Source organism: Pseudosulfitobacter koreensis (assembly GCF_024733015.1).
In the GTDB taxonomy this organism is placed as follows: Bacteria; Pseudomonadota; Alphaproteobacteria; order Rhodobacterales; family Rhodobacteraceae; genus Pseudosulfitobacter; species Pseudosulfitobacter koreensis.
This window is the reverse complement of sequence record NZ_JANKJG010000005.1, coordinates 200,693-218,949: the sequence shown is the minus strand read 5'-3', so window position 1 is coordinate 218,949 and position 18,257 is coordinate 200,693. Positions and strand designations below refer to the sequence as shown.

General features: G+C 64.3%; 19 protein-coding genes. 9 read left to right on the top strand and 10 right to left on the bottom strand.

The window, feature by feature from the left end:
* Window positions 1–149 precede the first annotated feature (149 nt).
* Window positions 150–1,448 carry a TrkH family potassium uptake protein gene (locus tag NTA49_RS09385; protein WP_258294475.1) on the top strand — a complete coding sequence of 433 codons (1,299 nt, stop codon included), beginning with the start codon at window positions 150–152 and terminating at the stop codon, window positions 1,446–1,448.
* A 3-nt stretch (window positions 1,449–1,451) separates the two neighbouring features.
* Here NTA49_RS09385 and NTA49_RS09380 read toward each other — a convergent pair whose 3' ends face one another.
* Together NTA49_RS09380 and NTA49_RS09375 are read right to left on the bottom strand one after the other, a co-directional pair.
* Window positions 1,452–2,153, bottom strand: coding sequence for an NYN domain-containing protein (locus tag NTA49_RS09380; protein ID WP_258294474.1), 702 nt, complete (start codon window positions 2,151–2,153; stop codon window positions 1,452–1,454).
* 92 nt (window positions 2,154–2,245) lie between these two features.
* Entirely contained in the window at window positions 2,246–2,656 is a 411-nt protein-coding gene (locus NTA49_RS09375; RefSeq protein WP_258294473.1) for a Fur family transcriptional regulator, read from the bottom strand.
* Window positions 2,657–3,024: 368 nt separating this feature from the next.
* Here NTA49_RS09375 and NTA49_RS09370 point away from each other — a divergent pair, with 368 nt between their 5' ends.
* Complete coding sequence (locus tag NTA49_RS09370; RefSeq protein ID WP_258294472.1) at window positions 3,025–4,356, top strand: DEAD/DEAH box helicase; 1,332 nt, start codon at window positions 3,025–3,027, stop codon at window positions 4,354–4,356.
* 224 nt (window positions 4,357–4,580) lie between these two features.
* A complete protein-coding gene (locus tag NTA49_RS09365; RefSeq protein WP_258294471.1) occupies window positions 4,581–5,456 on the top strand; it encodes a DMT family transporter in 876 nt (291 codons plus the stop codon).
* Window positions 5,457–5,531: 75 nt separating this feature from the next.
* Here the strand turns inward: NTA49_RS09365 and NTA49_RS09360 are convergent, their stop codons facing one another.
* The 4 genes from NTA49_RS09360 to mazG form a co-directional block, all read right to left on the bottom strand.
* Window positions 5,532–6,947 (bottom strand): protein adenylyltransferase SelO, encoded by a 1,416-nt coding sequence (locus NTA49_RS09360; RefSeq protein WP_258294470.1) that lies wholly within the window; start codon window positions 6,945–6,947, stop codon window positions 5,532–5,534.
* A 31-nt stretch (window positions 6,948–6,978) separates the two neighbouring features.
* Entirely contained in the window at window positions 6,979–7,428 is a 450-nt protein-coding gene (locus tag NTA49_RS09355; protein ID WP_258294469.1) for a GNAT family N-acetyltransferase, read from the bottom strand.
* Window positions 7,425–8,390: a nucleoside hydrolase gene (locus NTA49_RS09350; protein ID WP_258294468.1), complete on the bottom strand. Its 966-nt coding sequence runs from the start codon at window positions 8,388–8,390 to the stop codon at window positions 7,425–7,427. Before NTA49_RS09350 ends, NTA49_RS09355 begins: the two co-directional genes overlap by 4 nt.
* A gap of 118 nt (window positions 8,391–8,508) precedes the next feature.
* Window positions 8,509–9,345, bottom strand: coding sequence for a nucleoside triphosphate pyrophosphohydrolase (mazG, locus tag NTA49_RS09345; RefSeq protein ID WP_258294467.1), 837 nt, complete (start codon window positions 9,343–9,345; stop codon window positions 8,509–8,511).
* 75 nt (window positions 9,346–9,420) lie between these two features.
* Here mazG and NTA49_RS09340 point away from each other — a divergent pair, with 75 nt between their 5' ends.
* From NTA49_RS09340 to NTA49_RS09330, 3 genes are read left to right on the top strand one after another with little or no spacing between them, the layout of a single operon-like run.
* Entirely contained in the window at window positions 9,421–10,590 is a 1,170-nt protein-coding gene (locus tag NTA49_RS09340) for a M20 aminoacylase family protein (protein ID WP_258294466.1), read from the top strand.
* Window positions 10,591–10,593: 3 nt separating this feature from the next.
* On the top strand, window positions 10,594–11,541 hold the full coding sequence (gene speB, locus NTA49_RS09335; protein ID WP_258294465.1) for an agmatinase: 948 nt from the start codon (window positions 10,594–10,596) through the stop codon (window positions 11,539–11,541).
* Between the two features lie 45 nt (window positions 11,542–11,586).
* Window positions 11,587–11,994, top strand: coding sequence for a DUF1499 domain-containing protein (locus tag NTA49_RS09330; protein WP_258294464.1), 408 nt, complete (start codon window positions 11,587–11,589; stop codon window positions 11,992–11,994).
* On the opposite strand, the gene NTA49_RS09325 is transcribed toward NTA49_RS09330, so the two are convergent.
* The gene (locus NTA49_RS09325; protein ID WP_258294463.1) at window positions 11,935–12,222 is read right to left on the bottom strand and encodes a hypothetical protein; all 288 of its coding nucleotides are present in this window, start codon (window positions 12,220–12,222) and stop codon (window positions 11,935–11,937) included. The two genes, NTA49_RS09330 and NTA49_RS09325, sit on opposite strands and share 60 nt — an antisense overlap.
* 63 nt (window positions 12,223–12,285) lie before the next feature.
* On the opposite strand from NTA49_RS09325, the gene prfA reads away from it, so the two are divergent.
* The 3 genes from prfA to NTA49_RS09310 all read left to right on the top strand — a co-directional run bounded on the left by prfA (window position 12,286) and on the right by NTA49_RS09310 (window position 15,137).
* A complete protein-coding gene (gene prfA / locus NTA49_RS09320; protein WP_258294462.1) occupies window positions 12,286–13,335 on the top strand; it encodes a peptide chain release factor 1 in 1,050 nt (349 codons plus the stop codon).
* A complete protein-coding gene (gene prmC / locus NTA49_RS09315) occupies window positions 13,332–14,174 on the top strand; it encodes a peptide chain release factor N(5)-glutamine methyltransferase (RefSeq protein ID WP_258294461.1) in 843 nt (280 codons plus the stop codon). The genes prfA and prmC overlap by 4 nt, the downstream gene beginning before the upstream one ends.
* Window positions 14,175–14,387: 213 nt before the next feature.
* On the top strand, window positions 14,388–15,137 hold the full coding sequence (locus NTA49_RS09310; protein ID WP_258294460.1) for a DUF4167 domain-containing protein: 750 nt from the start codon (window positions 14,388–14,390) through the stop codon (window positions 15,135–15,137).
* 89 nt (window positions 15,138–15,226) lie between these two features.
* Here the strand turns inward: NTA49_RS09310 and rsmA are convergent, their stop codons facing one another.
* The 3 genes from rsmA to NTA49_RS09295 are packed head-to-tail and all read right to left on the bottom strand — an operon-like array spanning window position 15,227 to window position 18,254.
* Window positions 15,227–16,069 (bottom strand): 16S rRNA (adenine(1518)-N(6)/adenine(1519)-N(6))-dimethyltransferase RsmA, encoded by an 843-nt coding sequence (gene rsmA, locus NTA49_RS09305; protein ID WP_258294459.1) that lies wholly within the window; start codon window positions 16,067–16,069, stop codon window positions 15,227–15,229.
* On the bottom strand, window positions 16,066–17,052 hold the full coding sequence (pdxA, locus tag NTA49_RS09300; RefSeq protein ID WP_258294458.1) for a 4-hydroxythreonine-4-phosphate dehydrogenase PdxA: 987 nt from the start codon (window positions 17,050–17,052) through the stop codon (window positions 16,066–16,068). The genes rsmA and pdxA overlap by 4 nt, the downstream gene beginning before the upstream one ends.
* Window positions 17,049–18,254 (bottom strand): peptidylprolyl isomerase, encoded by a 1,206-nt coding sequence (locus tag NTA49_RS09295; RefSeq protein ID WP_258294457.1) that lies wholly within the window; start codon window positions 18,252–18,254, stop codon window positions 17,049–17,051. Before NTA49_RS09295 ends, pdxA begins: the two co-directional genes overlap by 4 nt.
* Window positions 18,255–18,257 lie beyond the last annotated feature (3 nt).

The following is an 18,257-nucleotide window of genomic DNA, read 5'->3' as shown; positions in this document are numbered from 1 at the left end:
TCGGGCGCAGTTGCAAGACGCAAAATCGGCAAGATCGACCGAACCGTTTGCCGCGCTGCAGCGTTATGGCTGAAAACCGCACAAAGGCACGCGTGGTGAAGATTAGAAGGTTCGTTCGCAGGGCCGCCTTGGCGGCCCGTGTCAGTGTGATGCATGCAGCCCCTGCGCGGCTCTTGCTGTTCGGATACGTGTCCTACATGCTGCTGGGCTGGGCGCTGCTGGCGCTGCCGGTGGCGCAGACCGTGCCTGTCGCAGCTCTTGATACGCTGTTCACGGCCGTGTCGGCGGTGTCGACCACCGGGCTTGCCACGCTGAGCGTCGGCGGCAGTTTCAGCCTGTTTGGCGAGGTCGTGATCCTGCTGCTGATCCAGGCGGGCGGGCTTGGTTATATGACCATCGGATCATTCGCGGTGCTGTCAGTCTATCACCGATTGGGGCGGATGCGCACCCACACGGTGCGGCAGGCGTTCAACCTGCCCGAAGGCATCTCGCCCGTGGTGTTCCTGCGTTCGGTGGTGTGGTTCACGTTCCTGTGCGAAGCGGTGGGCGCTCTGGCCTTGTATCTGATGTTCCATCACGCGGGCGTTCCCGACGCCCTGTGGATGGCGATTTTCCACAGCATTTCAGCGTTTTGCACGGCGGGCTTCAGCCTGTTCGACAGCTCGCTCGAAGCGTTCCACGATCATGTAGGGATCAATATCGCGATCTCGATCCTCAGCCTGCTGGGGGCGATGGGGTTTCTGATCGTGGTGGACGGTTGGCGTGCGCTGCTGGGGCGCAGGCGGGTTCTGGGCTTCACCTCGAAGGTGATCGTGCGCATGACGCTGACGTTTCTGGCCTTTGGCACGGTGATCCTGTTCGTGACCGAGCCGGAACTGCGCATCCTGCCGCCGTCCGAGCGGCTGATGGCGGCGTTTTTCCAGACCATGTCGGCCAGCACTACGGTGGGGTTCAACACGGTGTCGATCTCGGGGATTTCGCAGGCGGTGCTGATGGTTCTGATGGTGCTGATGGTGGTGGGCGCGTCGCCTGCGGGCACCGGTGGCGGGCTGAAGACGACGTCGTTCGCGGCCCTTCTGGGGCTGGTGCGCTCGACCCTGAAAGGGCGCGAGGCCGTGCGGTTCTTCAAGCGGCGCGTTTCGGACGAAAAGCTGAAGACCGCCACGGCCTCGCTGGCTTATTATGCGGGCCTGTGTGCGCTGGCGATGTTCCTGCTGCTGCTGACAGATGCGGCGCAGCCCTTCGAGGCGCTGCTGTTCGAGGCGGTGTCAGCGATGGGCACGGTGGGGCTGAGCACCGGCATCACCGGCGATCTGTCCGATCTGGGCAAGCTGGTCGTGATCGTGCTGATGACGGCGGGGCGCGTCGGCATCCTGACCTTCGGCATGGCGCTGGCAACCCACGACGAAAGCCGCGCGGAAGAGCAGGACGACAACCTTGTGCTCTAGGCGTCAGGCCTGCAGGCGGATCATCAGCTGATTGCCGTCCTTGCGGGTCTCGATCTCGGTGATGTCGCGGACCAGCGCGCTCAGCTTGGAGTGGCCATAGGTGCGGGTGTCGAAATCGGGGTGCGATGATTGGATTGTCTGGCCGATCTGTCCCAGCGAATACCATTCGTCCTCGCGTTCGATCTTTTCCATCGCAGCCTCGATCAGGGGCAGGGCGTCGCGGGATTTTTCGCGCAGGGCCGGCGCGGGGCCATCTGCCGTGGGCCCGAGGTTTTCGATAAAGATGAACCGGTTGCACACGTTGCGCAGCGCCTCTGGCGTTTTTTTCTCGCCGATGCCGATGACGGTCAGGCCATCCTCGCGCAGGCGGTTGGCGAGCGAGGTGAAATCGCTGTCGGAGGAGACCAGCACGAAGCCATCGAACCGGCGGGTGTGCAGGATGTCCATCGCGTCGATCACCAGACCGATGTCGCTGGCGTTCTTGCCGGAGGTGTTCGCGGTTTCCTGATGCGCCACCAGACCCAGCGACAACACATGCTCGGACCAGTTCCGCAGACGGCCCGACGACCAGTCGCCATAGACGCGGCGCAGCGCGGGCTCGCCGATCGAGGTCACTTCGCGCAGGATGGCGGTTGCGTGTTTGGCGGGGACGTTGTCGGCGTCGATCAACACGGCAAGAAGCGGGCGGTCGCGGTCAACGGGCATAATTGGGTCCAATTCGCTTGATGGCTTTTACAGGTTTAGCAGCCTGTAGATTAACGAGACATGACCTGTTCAGGCATGTTCAGATGTGACGCCTATTTCTTTAACGGCACGCCGTAAAGTTCAAGCCGATGACCGCGCAGCTTATATCCCAGCTTGGCGGCGATCCGTTCCTGCAGCTCTTCGATTTCGTCATCGACGAATTCGATCACCTCGCCCGAGTTCATGTCGATCAGGTGGTCGTGGTGGTCGCGCTCGGCGTCCTCGTAGCGGGCGCGCCCGTCGCCGAATTCCAGCTTGTCGAGAATGCCCGCCTCTTCGAACAGCTTCACGGTGCGGTAGACGGTGGCGATCGAGATGCCCGCATCAATGGCTGATGCGCGCGCATAGAGTTGTTCAACATCGGGGTGGTCTTCGCTGTCCTGAAGCACCTGCGCGATCACGCGGCGCTGGCCGGTCACGCGCAGGCCCTTGGCCTCGCAGCGGGCAATGATCGGTAGGCTCATGGCGGTCTCCGGGGTCGGTGCGGGCGTCGGCTGCGGTCAAAAGGGTGTAATTCGGACCTTGGTGTAACTTTCTTTGATCATCGGGGCCAGAGGCAATGGTTGACTTATCCCCAGCAAAAGTCCATGTGCCACTCAGGCGTTACCGTCTGCCGCGTGAGCAGAGACAGGAAAGAGCGGGATCACACCCGCCGACCGCACCCTTGGGATAAGGGGAGGTCAGGACCAGCGGATGCCCATCTGTTCCCGATATCACGCATGGGGCAACGCGACCGGACGGGGCGTTGGCATGTGGCCCGCGCTCGCTGATTTTCCGGCCGCTTCACCTTATGTGATGCCGTGCGCACCTGCGTGCGGCCGAAGGATATGACATGAGCGATTTCGATATGATGGACCTGCCTGCCGAGCTGGTCAAAAAGCTGGCGGACATGGGTCTGAAAGACCCGACGCCAATTCAGAAACAAGCGATTCCGCACGCCCTGAACGGGCGCGACGTGATGGGGCTGGCACAGACCGGCACCGGCAAGACGGCTGCCTTCGGCGTGCCGCTGGTCGCACAGATGCTGCAGATGCAGGGCCGCCCGAACCCGCGCACAGTGCGCGGCCTGGTGCTGGCACCGACGCGCGAACTGGCCAACCAGATCATGGAAAACCTGAAAGGATTCTGCGCGGGCACACCGCTTAAGGCGCAGATGGTCGTCGGCGGCATGTCGATCAACCCGCAGATCAAGCGTCTGGAACGCGGTGTCGACCTGCTGGTGGCAACACCGGGCCGGCTGCTCGACCTGATGGACCGCCGTGCGGTGGACCTGCGCGAAACCACGTTCCTGGTGCTGGACGAGGCCGACCAGATGCTGGACATGGGCTTTATCCACGATCTGCGCAAGATCGCGGCGGTGCTGCCAAAGGAGCGTCAGACGATGCTGTTTTCGGCGACCATGCCGAAGCTGATGAACGAGATTGCCAACAGCTATCTCAACAGCCCGATCCGCATCGAAGTGAACCCTCCGGGCAAGGCAGCCGACAAGGTGACCCAAGAGGTGCACTTTATCGCCAAGGCCGAGAAATCCAAATTCCTGATGGAACTGCTGGACAAGCACCGCGATGAACGCGCACTGGTTTTTGGCCGCACCAAGCACGGCATGGAAAAACTCAGCCGGATGCTGGACAAGGCGGGCTTTGCCGCCGGGGCCATCCACGGCAACAAGAGCCAGGGACAGCGCGACCGCGCCATCGCTGCGTTCAAGTCGGGCGAGATCAAGGTTCTGGTGGCGACGGACGTCGCAGCGCGGGGTCTGGACATTCCGGACGTGAAGCACGTCTACAACTACGAGCTTCCCAACGTGCCGGACAGCTATGTGCACCGCATCGGTCGGACCGCGCGCGCAGGCAAGGACGGGGCGGCGGTTGCATTCTGCGCGCCTGACGAGATCGACCAGTTGCGCGACATCCAGAAGACCATGGGCGTGAAAATACCGATTGCCACGGGCCGTGCATGGGAATCCGTCGATCTGCCCGCTGGTGGCGGCAAGCCGGGCGGTAAACCCGGTGGCGGTCGTCGTCGTGGCGGTGGCGGTGGCGGTGGACGCCCTGGCGGCGGCGGTGGCGGTGGTGGCGGGGCACCTGCGGGTGGCGGCCCACGCCGCAGACGTCGCGGCGGCGGTGGCGGCAAGCCCGGTGGCGGCGGCAGCCAGGCGGCCTGATCTGTAAGGGTGAGATGATACGAGGCCCGGACCCCTAGGTGGTTCGGGCCTTTTTCATGCGCGGGGGCACGGTGGATCGGGTGCTGCCGACGCGGTACCTTTGCGTTTCTCACACGCAGGCTGACGGTTTCAACCCGAACCGGGGACGTTTCGGTTGGTATGCCTGAACTTAAGCCGCAGCGGCAGGATTGACTTTGTCCCGCGTGCGCCGCTTGTTGGCGGGTATGGAACGTAAAAAACATATGGACACGCTGGGCGCGGTCGCGCTGATCGTGTTTGCGCTGAACCTCGCGTTCAATCAGGTGGTGGTCAAGGTCACGAACGGCGGTTTCGGCCCGGTGTTCCTGGCCGGTCTTCGGTCGGTTGGCGGCGCGGTCGTGTTGATGATCTGGATGAAGGCAAGCGGGGTGTCCTTTGCGCTGCCGCGCAGCAGCTACTGGGGCGGCATCGTCTCGGGCTTGTTGTTTGCCGTTGAATTCATGTGTCTTTTCATTGCGCTGGACCTGACGACGGTGGGGCGCGTGTCGATCATTTTCTATTCGATGCCGGTCTGGCTGGCGCTGGCTGCGCATGTGCTGCTCCCGTCCGAGCGGCTGAGCGTCGTGCGCATGATCGGGCTGGTGCTGGCGATGGGGGGCGTGGTGCTGGCGCTGGTGGATCGCAGCAACGGGCAGGCATCGCTGGTGGGCGATCTGCTGGCGCTGTTCGCCGCGTTCTGCTGGGCCGGGATTGCGCTGTGCGTGCGGGTGACCCCGTTGGCCCGTGTGCCGCCTGAACAACAGCTGCTGTGGCAGTTGGTCATCTCGGCGCCGCTGTTGTTGCTGGTCGCACCGCTGTTCGGAGACCTGTTGCGCGACGTGCAGCCGATCCACCTGTGGGGTCTGGGGTTCCAGATCATCGCTGTGGCGAGTTTCGGCTTTCTGGCGTGGTTCTGGCTGATGTCGATCTATCCTGCGTCCTCGGTCGCTTCGTTCAGCTTTCTGTCACCGGTGTTCGCGGTGATTCTGGGCTGGTTCATACTGGGCGAGCATGTGGGCTGGACGATCTGGGCCGCACTTGGGCTGGTTGCGGCGGGGATATTTCTGATCAACCGCAAGTGAATTTTGCAGGGGGAAGAAGGGGGCCAGCCCCCCGGCCTTTGGCCGCCCCCCGGAGTTTGTCCTGCAAGATGAAGGTCAGGTGCCGCAGAAGGTCGCGGGCACGATTTCCTGCTGGGTCGGCGGGCGTTTGAGATCCGGATCGGACGCGGGATCGAAGGGCGTGGCAAGTGCTATCATCTCGCGCTGGAAGGGGGCCATGTCGCCTGCAACCGCAGCCTCGATCATCTGTTCCATGCGGTGATTGCGCGGGATGATCTGCGGATTGCTGCGCGCCATCAGGGCCGTGGGTTCAGGCTCCGACGCGATGCGGGCCTGCCAGCGGCTGTGCCACGCGTCAAAGGCTGCGCGGTCGGTGAACTGATCCTGTGCGCGGTCCGTGTCGAGGGCCGCGAAGCTGTTGGTGAAATCGGCACCGTTCGATTGCATCAGGGCAAGCAGGTCTTCGATCAGCTTTTGGTCCTCGGACGTGGGCTCTGCCAACCCCAGTTTCGCGCCAAAGCGTTTCAGCCACGCGGCTTGCAGTTGGCCGGGCATGGCATGCACGATCGTTGTGGCCTCTTCTATTGCGGCGTCCGCGTCGTCCATCTGCTGGATCAGTGCTGTGGCCAGCTGCGCGCAGTTCCACACCGCGATGCGCGGCTGGTTGCCAAAGGCGTAGCGGCCCTGCTGGTCGATGGAGGAAAACACGCGCGCCTCGTCGTAGGCGTCCATGAAGGCGCAAGGCCCGTAGTCGATGGTTTCGCCCGAGATCGCGCAGTTGTCGGTGTTCATTACCCCGTGGATGAAGCCCACTGACATCCATGCGGCGATCAGTTCGGCCTGCACGGCGCAGACCGCCGCGAGCAGGCCCATCGGTCCCTCGGCTTGCGGATAATGGCGTGCGATGGCGTAATCTGTGAGGGTTTTTAACTCCTCGACTTGACCCCGGTGCGCGAAGACCTGGAAGGTGCCCACGCGCAGGTGGCTTGAAGCGACTCGGGTCAGCACCGCACCGGGCAGAGCGCCTTGTTCGCGCCAGATCGGCTCGCCGCTGGCGACGGCAGCCAGTGCGCGGGTGGTCGGGATACCCAAGGCGTGCATCGCCTCAGACACCACGTATTCGCGCAGGACCGGCCCGAGCCAGGCACGTCCGTCACCCATGCGGGAGTAGGGCGTGGGGCCAGAGCCCTTGAGCTGGATGTCGCGTCGCAGGCCGCTTTGGTCGATCACCTCGCCCAAAAGCAGCGCGCGTCCGTCGCCGAGTTGCGGGTTGAAGTTGCCGAACTGGTGGCCTGCATAGAGCTGCGCGAGAGGGGCGGCCCCCTCGGGCACCTTATTGCCGGCAAAGACCTCGGCGCGTTCGGCAGGGTCCGCGACGATGCCAAGCTGGGTCGCAAGAGCCTGGTTGAACGCCAGCAGGTTCGGTGCCTTGACCGCGACGGGCGGCTGTGCGCTGTAAAAGCCGGACGGCAGGGCGGCGTAGGTGTTGTCGAAAGGGATGTGTAAGGTCATGGGGTTCACATAAGCCTTCTGGCTCTGGATTCTAGAGCATCCGTGTCATCAGGTGGTAGCCGTCGCGCATCTGGAACGCCGCGCGCTTGTAAAGCCGCTGGGCCGTGTCATTACCGGCGGCCACTTCGAGGTGTAGCGCCTTGATGCCCGCAGCGCCGAGTGCGCGCGGCAGGGCCATCAGCACTTCGGTCGCGACACCGCGTCCGCGCACGCCGGGGCGGATGTAAAGTTCGTCGACGAAGCCCTCCATGCCGCCGAATTCGACCGACCAGCCAAAGCACACGATGATGTAGCCGATGGGCGCGCGGGGCGGGCCGATCAGATAGGCGGCCCCGTGCGGAATACCGTCGAGCAGCGGCGCGATACCGGCGCGGCGGCTGTCGGGCGTGCTGGCGATGCCCTGTTCCTCGTGGAACCGCGCGACCAGCGCCAGCAGGGCATCGAGATGGTCGGGCGTGGCAAGGGTGAGCACCGCGCTCATAGCCGGGCGATCCGTTCCGTCAGCAGGGCAAAGAAGACGTCGGCGTCCAGATCGCCGATGAACGTCGCATTGGGCGCGCGGTCGGTGACACCCCACCAGTCGGCGACGGTCATGCCCAGCGTCAGCTCGGAGGTGGTTTCAATCTCGACGTTGACATGGCGGCCCGTGAACAGTTCGGGGCGGATCAGATAGGCGGTCACGCAAGGGTCGTGCAGGGGCGCACCGGCGCTGCCGTATTTCTCCTTGTCGAACCGCTCGAAGAATTCGGTCATCTGTGCTACGGCGATGCCCACCGGCGTGCCGAGGTCGCGAAAGGCTGCGTTGCGGGCAGAGGTCACCAGCGCCTTGTGCGTGACATCGAGCGGCATCACCACGATGTCGATACCGGATTTGAACACGATATCAGCGGCTTGCGGATCGACGTAAATGTTGAACTCGGCAGCGGGGGTGATGTTTCCGACCTCGAAGTAGGCGCCGCCCATCAGCACGATCTGCTGGACTTTCTCGGCGATCTCCGGCGCGCACTGCAGGGCCGTGGCGATGTTGGTGAGCGGCCCCAACGGGCAGAGCGTGACGGTGCCCGCATCATGGGCGCGCAGGGTCTCGATGATGTAATCGACTGCGTGCTGCTCTTGCAGGGGCATGGTCGGATCAGGCAGCGACGGGCCGTCGAGCCCGGTCTTGCCGTGCACATGTTCCGCCGTGACCAGCGGGCGGCCCAGCGGCCGGTCGCAGCCTGCATAGACGGGAATGTCGCGCCGATCCGCCAGTTCGCAGATGATGCGCGCATTCTTTTCGGTCAGCGCCAGGGGCACGTTGCCTGCGACGGCGGTGATGCCCAGCACCTCGATCTCGTCGGGACTGCCGAAGGCGAGCAGGATCGCCACGGCGTCGTCCTGACCGGGATCGGTGTCGATGATGATCTTGCGCGGTGTAGAGGCGGGGCCGGTTGTGGGCGTCATGGCGGGTCCTTGGTCGTGAGAAAATCAGCCCTCGGGGCAGTGCGCGACACTCGCAATTGGCGGCGGCGATGTCTAGTGGGGGTGCCACGTCACGGCAAGGGTTCGCTAACCGTTGCGCCTAGCCGCGTTTGAGCGCCTTCTCGGCGGCTTTTTCCACCGCTTTTTCCGTGTCCCACAGCGCGTCCATCTCGGCCAGATCGCTGTCGTTGGGGGTCTTGCCCATATCTGCCAGCCGACGCTCGACCCCCTCGAACCGGCGGGTGAACTTGGCGTTTGCCGCGCGCAGGGCTTCCTCGGGATCGACGCCAAGGTGCCGCCCGAGATTGGCCATGACGAACAGCAGATCGCCGAATTCCTCGGTCACCTCGGCGTGGCTCAGCGTGTCGCGTGCCTCGACCAGTTCGGCTGCCTCTTCGGTGATCTTGTCGATGACCTGAGCGGTCGTGGGCCAGTCAAAGCCCACGCGCGCTGCCCTTTTTTGCAGCTTGACCGCCCGCATCAGGGCAGGCAGGCCGATTGCCACACCGTCCAGCGTGCCGCGCTGCGCCTTGCCCGCGCGCTCGGCGGCCTTGATCTTTTCCCAGTCCGCAGTCTGCTGTTCGGCGGATTTGTCGCGGCTTTCGTCGCCGAAGACATGGGGATGTCGTGCGACCATCTTGTTGCTGATGTTGCGCACAACCGACTGAAACGTGAAATGCCCGGCCTCTTCGCCGATGGCGGTGTGATAGACCGATTGCAGCAGCAGATCGCCCAATTCGCCCTCAAGCTCTGGCCAGTCGCGCCGCTCGATCGCGTCGGCCACTTCATAGGCTTCCTCGATCGTGTAGGGTGCGATGCTGTCGAAGGTCTGCTCGATGTCCCAGGGACAGCCTGTTTCGGGGTCGCGCAGGCGGCGCATGATCTCCAGCAGACGCTCGATCCCCGCGGATTGGTCGTGGATCAGATCGTTCGTCATTTCAGCCCCCATTGCAGCCCGGATCACTTCGGTGTCAGATGCACCAAGCCGCAAATTACCCAAGGAGTCCACCCAATGGCCGTCGTCAACCGTATCGCAGATTTTGCACCGCAAATGGCCGAGTGGAGACAACATCTGCACACCATTCCCGAACTGGGCCGTGCCTGTCACAAGACAGCGGCTTTCGTCGCGGAGCGTCTGCGCGAATTCGGTGTCGACGAGATCCACGAGGGCTTTGCCGAGACCGGGATCGTCGCGATCATCAACGGGCAGGGCGCGGGGCCGACCATAGGCCTGCGCGCCGATATGGATGGGCTGCCGATGACGGAAATGACCGGGCTGCCCTATGCCAGCGCCCACGAAGGTCGGATGCACGCCTGCGGCCATGACGGGCACACCACGATGTTGCTGGGGGCGGCAAAATACCTGGCTGAGACGCGTAATTTCGCGGGCCGCGTGGCGCTGATCTTTCAGCCCGACGAAGAGGCGACCGGCGGGGCCGAGGCGATGGTGCAGGAGGGGATCATGGACACTTTCGACATCGCGCAGGTCTATGGCATTCACAACGTCCCCGGCTTTGACGAGGGCACGTTTCATGCACGCCCCGGTCCGCTGCTGGCGGCGGCGGACACGTTTCACATCCACCTTACGGGGCGTGGTGGGCACGGGGCGCAGCCGCAGGATGCGGTTGATCCGGTGGTCTGTGCCGCGTCGATCACCCAGGCGCTGCAGACCATCGTCAGCCGGAATATCGAGGCGGGCCAACAGCTTGTGATCTCGGTCACGCAGATCCACACCGGCACCATCGACAACGTGATCCCCGAAACAGCCTATCTGAACGGCACAGTACGTACATTTACGCCCGAAATGCGTACATTAGCGGAACGGCGCATGAGAGAGATCGTCGCGGGACAAGCTGCGAGCTTTGGGCTGACGGCCACGGTGGATTTTGTGCTGGGCTATCCGCCCACCGTCAACCACGCAGACAGCGTCGAGATTGCCGCGCGGGCGGCGCGCGACGTGTCGGGCGAGGCGGCGGTTGATGTGGACAGCCCCGCCAACATGGGGGCGGAAGACTTTGCCTATATGCTGGAGGCGCGGCCCGGTGCCTATTTCTTCATGGGGATCGGCGAGGGGCCAAGCCTGCACCACCCGAAATACAACTTCAACGATGCGACGTCGCCTGTTGGCGCCTCGTTCTTCGTGCGGCTGGTCGAGACCGCACAGCCAGTCAAGGGAGCCTGAGGGATGACGGGCAAGAACCAACCCGTCAGCGGCAACGATCTTGCCCGGTTTTCCGGCCCCAACACCTTCATGCGCCTGCCGTCTGTCAATGACCTCAAGGGGCTGGACGTCTGCGTGCTGGGCGTGCCGATGGATATCGGCACCTCGTGGCGGTCAGGCACGCGGTTCGGGCCCAAACAGGTGCGCTCGGAAAGCGCGATGATCCGGCCCTATAACATCCAGACGGGGGCCGCCCCCTTTGACAGTCTGCAGGTGGCCGACATTGGCGATCTGGCGATAAACACGTTTTCTCTGGCTGACAGTTTACGCATCATTGCAAAGAGTTATGATGCGATCCTCAAGTATGACGTGATGCCCGTGGCCATTGGTGGCGATCATTCGATCACCCTGCCGATCCTGCGTGCGATTGCCAAACGCCACGGGCCCGTGGCGCTGGTGCATGTCGATGCCCATGCTGATGTGAACGACGAGATGTTCGGCGAGCGCGAGACCCACGGCACCGTTTTCCGCCGCGCTTATGAAGAGGGTCTGGTGATCCCGCAGAAGGTCTATCAGGTGGGCCTGCGTGGCACTGGCTATGCCGCCACCGACTTTACCGAGGCGCAAGGCTGGGGTTTTCAGCAATGGCAGGCGTCTGAACTGTGGCATCGTCCGCTGGACACGCTGGGCGCCGAAATACGGCGCGACATTGGTGATGCGCCGGTCTATGTAACCTATGATATAGACAGCCTTGACCCCGCCTATGCGCCCGGCACCGGCACGCCGGAGATCGGCGGGCTGACCACGCCGCAGGCGCTGCAGCTGATCCGCGGATTGCGTGGTCTGAACATCGTCGGCTGCGATCTGGTGGAAGTCAGCCCGCCCTATGATACCTCGGGCAACACGGCGCTGACCGGGGCGAATATCCTGTTCGAGCTGTTGTGTGTCCTGCCGGGTGTGGCCTATCGCTAGAAAGGCAGTGGGACCGAAATGAAGAAGAGTAAGGGATTTATTGGCATGTTTATCTGGATTTTGGTGTTCTTGGGGGTCACTGCCATTGCGGCCGTGGCTTATGTGCGGCTGGCCCCGTCCGACACGGCGCGGTGGAATCAGCCTGTGACGGCGACCGAGGACAAGGATTTTGGCAACGGTGCCGTGCGGGTGCTGCCCGCCAACGACGGTCTGATGGCCCGGCTGGACACGGCGATGCGCGATCTGCCCCGCACCGAAGTGCTGGCGGGGTCGGTGGACGCGGGGCGGATCACCTACATGACGCGCACCGCCAATGTAGGCTTTCCCGATTACACCACCATCGAGCAGGCAGACGGACAGGTGCGCATGCTGGCGCGGTCCCGGTTCGGGTCGTCAGATATGGGGGTAAATGCTAAAAGATTGAAGGGGTTGCTGGCCACTGTTCAACGATGAACTGAGGCAGCCCTTTTGCACTTCGCGCCACATCGGCACGTTCAGCGACATCTGGCATTGCGCCATGAACATGCGGCCATCGACCTGCAGGCAGATGGTTTCCCCCAGTTCGATCCGGGCGCCGGCCTTGTCGGTGCAAAAGCAGTCGATGGTCTTGCCACCCGGCGCCTTGACGTCGCCAAGTGCGGGTGTGGTGAGTGCCAGAACAAGTGCGATGCTGCGTATCATGGCCCATAGCATACCACAGCGCTTGCCCTTGACCAAAGCCCTTCAATATCAGATGGAACGCGAATGATCCCGTCAGAGCGCCTTCAGCAAATCACCGAAAGGTTCGAGTACCTCGAAGCCGCGATGTCAGCGGGCGGCGGGGATATTGCGGCCCTGGCCAAGGAATATTCCGATCTGCGCCCTGTGGTCGAGCAGATTGCCCTGTATCGGCAGTTGCACCGCGACATTACGGATGCGCGCGACATGCTGAACGACCCCGAAATGGCCGATCTGGCGCGCGAGGAGATACCGCGTCTCAAGGCGGCCTTGCCCGCCGCCGAGGCCGCATTGCAATTGGCGCTGTTGCCGCGCGATGCCGCCGATGCCAAGCCTGCGATGCTGGAAATTCGCCCCGGCACGGGCGGCGACGAGGCGGCGCTGTTTGCGGGTGATCTGCTGCGGATGTACATGCGTTATGCCGAAGCACGCGGCTGGGGTTTCGAGATCATCGAGGAACAGGCGACCGAACTGGGCGGGATCAAGGAAGTCGTGGCCCATATCAAGGGCGACAACGTCTTTGCGCGGATGAAATACGAGAGCGGCGTACACCGGGTGCAGCGGGTGCCCACGACCGAAAGCGGTGGGCGTATCCACACTTCGGCGGCCACCGTGGCCGTGCTGCCCGAGGCGGAAGAGGTCGACATTCATATCGACGCCAATGACATCCGCATCGACACCATGCGGTCGTCAGGGGCAGGCGGACAGCACGTCAACACCACCGATTCCGCCGTGCGCATCACGCATATTCCGACGGGCATCGTCGTCACCAGTTCCGAGAAATCGCAGCACCGCAACCGCGAGAAGGCGATGCAGGTGCTGCGCGCGCGGCTTTACGACATGGAACGCAGCCGCATCGACACGGCGCGCAGTGCGGACCGTGCATCGCAAGTGGGTGGCGGGGACCGCTCCGAGCGGATCCGCACCTACAACTTTCCGCAGGGGCGCATGACCGATCACCGGATCAACCTGACGCTCTACAAGCTGGATGCGGTGATGCAGGGCGATCTGGACGAGGTGATAGATGCCTTGCGCGCCGACGATCAGGCGCGGTTGCTGGCCGAGATGGGACAATGACCGCCGCACAAGCGATGGCGGCGGCGACCGCGCGGCTGCGTGCGGCGGGTGTGCCGGACCCTGCGCGCGATGCGCGGCTGCTGCTGGCCCATGCCGCACAGGTCGACGCCGCCCGCGTGACCCTGATCGCGCCCGAGGACATCGCCCCCGAGATTGCCGAACGCTACGACGCGCTGATCAGCCTGCGCGCTGTGCGGGTGCCGGTCAGCCATCTGGTCGGGGAGCGCAGCTTTTACGGCCGCCGCTTCAAGGTCAGCAGCGACGTGCTGGACCCGCGCCCGGAAACCGAAACCCTGATCGAGGCGGCCTTGGCCGAGCCATTCGCCAGCGTGCTGGACATCGGCACGGGATCGGGCTGCATTCTGGTGACGCTGCTGGCCGAACGGACATCGGCGGTGGGCACCGGCACCGACCTGAGCGAGGCCGCCTGCCTGCAGGCCAGCGCCAACGCGGTGCTGCACGGCGTCGCGCCGCGTGCCGAGGTGATCCAGTCGGACTGGTTCGGCACGGTGCGGGGCCACTATGACCTGATCGTGTCGAACCCGCCTTACCTTGCCTCGGAAGAAATGGATCACGTCGCGCCGGAGTTGCGCGATCACGAGCCGCGCATGGCGCTGACCGACGAGGCCGACGGGCTGACCGCCTACCGCGTGCTGGCGGCGATGGGGCCTGCGCATCTTGAGCCGGGCGGTCGGCTGATCTGCGAAATCGGCTGGACGCAGGCGGCGGATGTTGTGGAAATCTTTCATCGCGCGGGATGGGAGCAGGTGATCTGCCTGCCCGATCTGGACGGGCGCGACCGCGTGATCTGTGCCAGAACCCCGCCGCAAACGGCATAAACCCGCACAAACCGTGGAAAAGTGACGCATCGGCGCAAATAATGCTTGTCCCGCACCGCCGTGCATGTTTATTCAAAGGTGTTGCAGCGGTGGATACCTGTTGGTGGTCCCGCTCGGCGTCAAGCCCAACACATCGCATATTCGGACAAAAGATGGCGCATGTCGCGCAATCCGAAAATCGCAGCGATAGGCATAACAAGGCTAAGCTATTTCATGAAATCTTCGAGATCCCGGTCCCGGTCCAAGAACACGCGCAACCGCAGCCCGAACAACAGCGGGGGTGGCAGCAACGTCGTCAACCGTGTGTTCGACAGCTCTGGCCCCGAAGGCAAGGTGCGCGGCACACCGCAACAGATCATCGACAAGTACAACCAGCTGGCGCGCGACGCACAGCTGTCCGGTGACCGTGTTGCTTTGGAAAACTTTCAGCAGCACGCGGAGCATTACCTGCGTCTGCTGAGCGAGGCGCAACGCGAGATCGACGCCAAGCGCGAAGATCAGGAGCGTCAGAACCGCGAACGCCAGGCCGAGCGTGACCGTCAGGCCGAGCGTGATCGCGAGCGCACCGAACGCCAGGAACGCGAGTCCGGTGGATCGCAGAACAACAATTCCGGCGGCAACGGCGGGCACGATCAGGGGTCGCAGCCGCAGCCCCATTCGCAGCCCCAATCTCAGCCGCAGTCGCAACCCCAGTCGCAGCCGCAATCCCAGCCGGATGTCATCGAGAACGACAGCGACAGCGGTTTGGTGGACACGCCCGAAAGCGCGCCCAAGCCCAAGCCGACACGCGCCCGGCGCAAGCCCAAGCCCCCGGCTGACAAGGCCGCTGACCAAAACGCCGACCAGAACTCAGACAAGCCTGCCGCAAAGACCACTTCAAGAGGTCCAAGCAAGAAGTCTGCCGCTTCGGATGCGGATGACGGTCAGGGCAACAGCGGCGGCACACCGGAAGCGGCTGAGTAGTCGCCCCGCACCGATCTGACAGAATACGAAAAAGGCCCCGCATGATGCGGGGCCTTTTTTGGTTTTCGGATAAGCGGAAAAACCGTGCCTCAAGGCGCTGCGACGGCGCGCGCCAATGCGCAGAACCCTTCCAGCGAGATCTGTTCGGCGCGTTCCGTCGGCTTGAGACCGGCAGCCTGCAGGCGGTCCTCGATATCCGGGGCCACGCCCTTCAAGGCGGAGCGCAGCATCTTGCGGCGCTGGTTGAACGCGGCGGCGACCACGCGGTTCAGCACGGCGGCATCGGCGGGATAGCGCGGTTGCGGCAGCGCAGTCAGATGGACCACGGCTGAGGACACCTTTGGCGGCGGCGTGAACGCCTCGGGCGGCAGGTTCAGCACGATTTGCGCATCGGCGCGCCACTGTGCCAGCAGGGCCAGACGCCCATAGGCCTTGGACCCCGGTGCCGCGACGATGCGCTGTGCGACCTCGCGCTGGAACATCAGCGTCAGCGATTGCCAGTAGGGTGGCCAGTCCTTTGGCGTGAGCCAGCGCACCAGCAGTTCGGTGCCGACGTTGTAGGGCAGGTTGGCCGCCACGCGAATGGGCGGCGTCAGATGGGCCAGCGGGTCGATATCAAGCGCGTCGCCTTCGATCACCTGCAAGCGGCCCGGATAGGCCTGTGCAATCTCGGCCAGCGCAGGCATGCAGCGCGCGTCCTTTTCGATGGCAAGCACGCGGCGCGCGCCTTCGGAGAGCAATCCGCGTGTCAGCCCGCCCGGACCGGGGCCGATTTCCAGCACGTCGCAGCCGGTCAGGTCGCCTGCCTGCCGCGCGATCTTGGCGGTCAGGTTGAGGTCCAGCAGGAAGTTCTGGCCCAATGACTTGCGCGCGCGCAGGTCGTGGGTGTCGATCACCTCGCGCAGCGGCGGCAGGCTGTCGATCGTGTTCATGTGCGGTACGTTCCTTGTGCCATCCGGTGCGCCATGCGAATGGCTTCGATCATCGACGACGGGTTGGCGACGCCGGTGCCCGCGATGTCGAAGGCGGTGCCGTGGTCGGGCGAGGTGCGGATGAACGGCAGCCCCAGCGTCACGTTCACGCCGCGGTCGAAATCCAGCGTCTTGATCGGGATCAGCGCCTGATCGTGGTACATGCAGACCGCGCAATCATAGGCCATGCGGGCGCTGGCGTGAAACATGGTATCTGCGGGCAGGGGGCCGCGCAGGTCATAGCCTTCGGCGATCATCTCGGTGACGAGGGCGGCGATCCAGTCGACTTCCTCGCGGCCCATCGCGCCACCTTCGCCCGCGTGAGGGTTCAGGCCCGCGACCGCGATGCGCGGCTGTGCGATGCCGAACTGGCGGCGCAGGCCGTCGTCCGTGATGCGGATGGTGTCGCGCAGCAGGGCGGGCGTCAGCGCGCGGGGCACATCGGACAGGGCGGTGTGAATGGTGGTCGGCACGACGCGCAACTGTTCGGAGGCCAGCATCATCACCGCACGGTCGGCGCCTGCAAGCGCCTGCAGGTATTCGGTGTGACCGGGATAGGCAAAGCCCGCACCGTCCTGCAGCGCCTTCTTGTGAATCGGTGCCGTGCACAGGGCCGCAGCCTGACCGGTTCGCACCAGATCCACGCCGCGCGCGATGACGTCGATGACCCCCCTTGCGTTGGCGGGATTGGCGACGCCTGCGGTGTTTGGCGCAGCGAATGCGTGGTGCAGAACCGGCAGGCCGCGCGGCAGCGCCTCGGCGGCCTGTGCGGGCGTGTCGATCAGCAAAAAGGGCAGATCAGCGGGCAGGTGCGCAGGCTCTCCGATCCAGAACAGCGGTACGTCGCCGCGCAGTGCCGCCCATGCCTTTGCCGCGATTTCAGGTCCGATCCCTGCTGGTTCACCGCAGCTGATCGCAACCGGCAGCGCAGGCGCGGGGGTCATTCGCGGATGATGCGGGCGTCGGCGCGCAATTCTTCCAGCAGGCTGTCGGAATAGCCGGTCAGAATCTGCTGGCGCAGTTGCAAGGCGATGTCCTCGCGGTTCACATCCTCGTTCAGCGCGGCGGTGCGGCCACAGAGCATCAGGAACATCAGCGTCTGGCCGTCGGCACGGGTGAGGGCGGTGGACACCTCGCCGGGGTCAAGCTTGGCCAGCTCGAACGCGATGTCCTGCGGCAGTTCGGACGGGGCCGCGCTGGTGCGGTCCAGAACTTCCTCGGGCTGGCCCTGTGCCACGCCGTAGAGATCGTCGCAGACGTCCACTTCGGCCTTCAGCTGCTGTGCGCGTGCCAGCGTATCGGCACTGCGCCCGCCGGCCATGTAATAGGCAGCATATTCGACGGCGGCATAGTCGGGGCTGGGCGCGTCGGTTTCCTCGATCCCGCGCAGCTGGAACAGGGCCACGGCGTTGGGGATCGGCAGCGGGTCGGTCACTTCGCCCGGTGTCAGGCCCAAGAGCACGCCACGCAGGCTTTCGGGCAGGGTGTTCAGATCGACCCAGTTCAACCGCCCGCCGTTGTCGCGCGACGCGGTGGCCGAAAACTGGCGGGCGTAGCTGGAAAATTCGGCTTCTGTCGTGCTGCTTGCCGCCTGCTCGGCGCGCGCCATTGCAGAGGCCTGTTGGTTGGGCGGGGCGGGAATGATGATTTCCGAGATCAGCACGCGGATGCCGCCTGCGTTGCCCGTCGCTGCCAGAGCGCGGTCGATGTCGGCTTCGGAAACCTCGACGCGGTTGGCATAGCGGCCCCGGATCAGTTCGCGCCAGGCCAGGTTGACACGCACGAAATCGCGGAAGGTCTCGCCTGCGACACCGGCGGATTCCAGTCCCTCGACGAACTCCTCGGTGCTCAGGTTGGCGCGGCCCGCGAACTCGGCCAGCCCGTTGGCCAGCCCTTCGGGTGTCAGCACCAGCCCGACATCCAGCGTCTCGGCCAGCCGCAGCCGGTCGTCGATCAGCGCGTCGATGGCGCTTTGACGGGTGGCGCCAGAGGCATTCAGCACCTGCAGGAACCGCACACGCTGCTGCACTTCGAATTCGGTGATCACGCTGTCATCGACCCGCGCCACCGGCGCGAACAGGTTTTGTGCCGCAAGCGGCAGGGCCGCCGTCAGGGTTACCGCGAGGGTCAGTCCAAATCGTTTCATCGT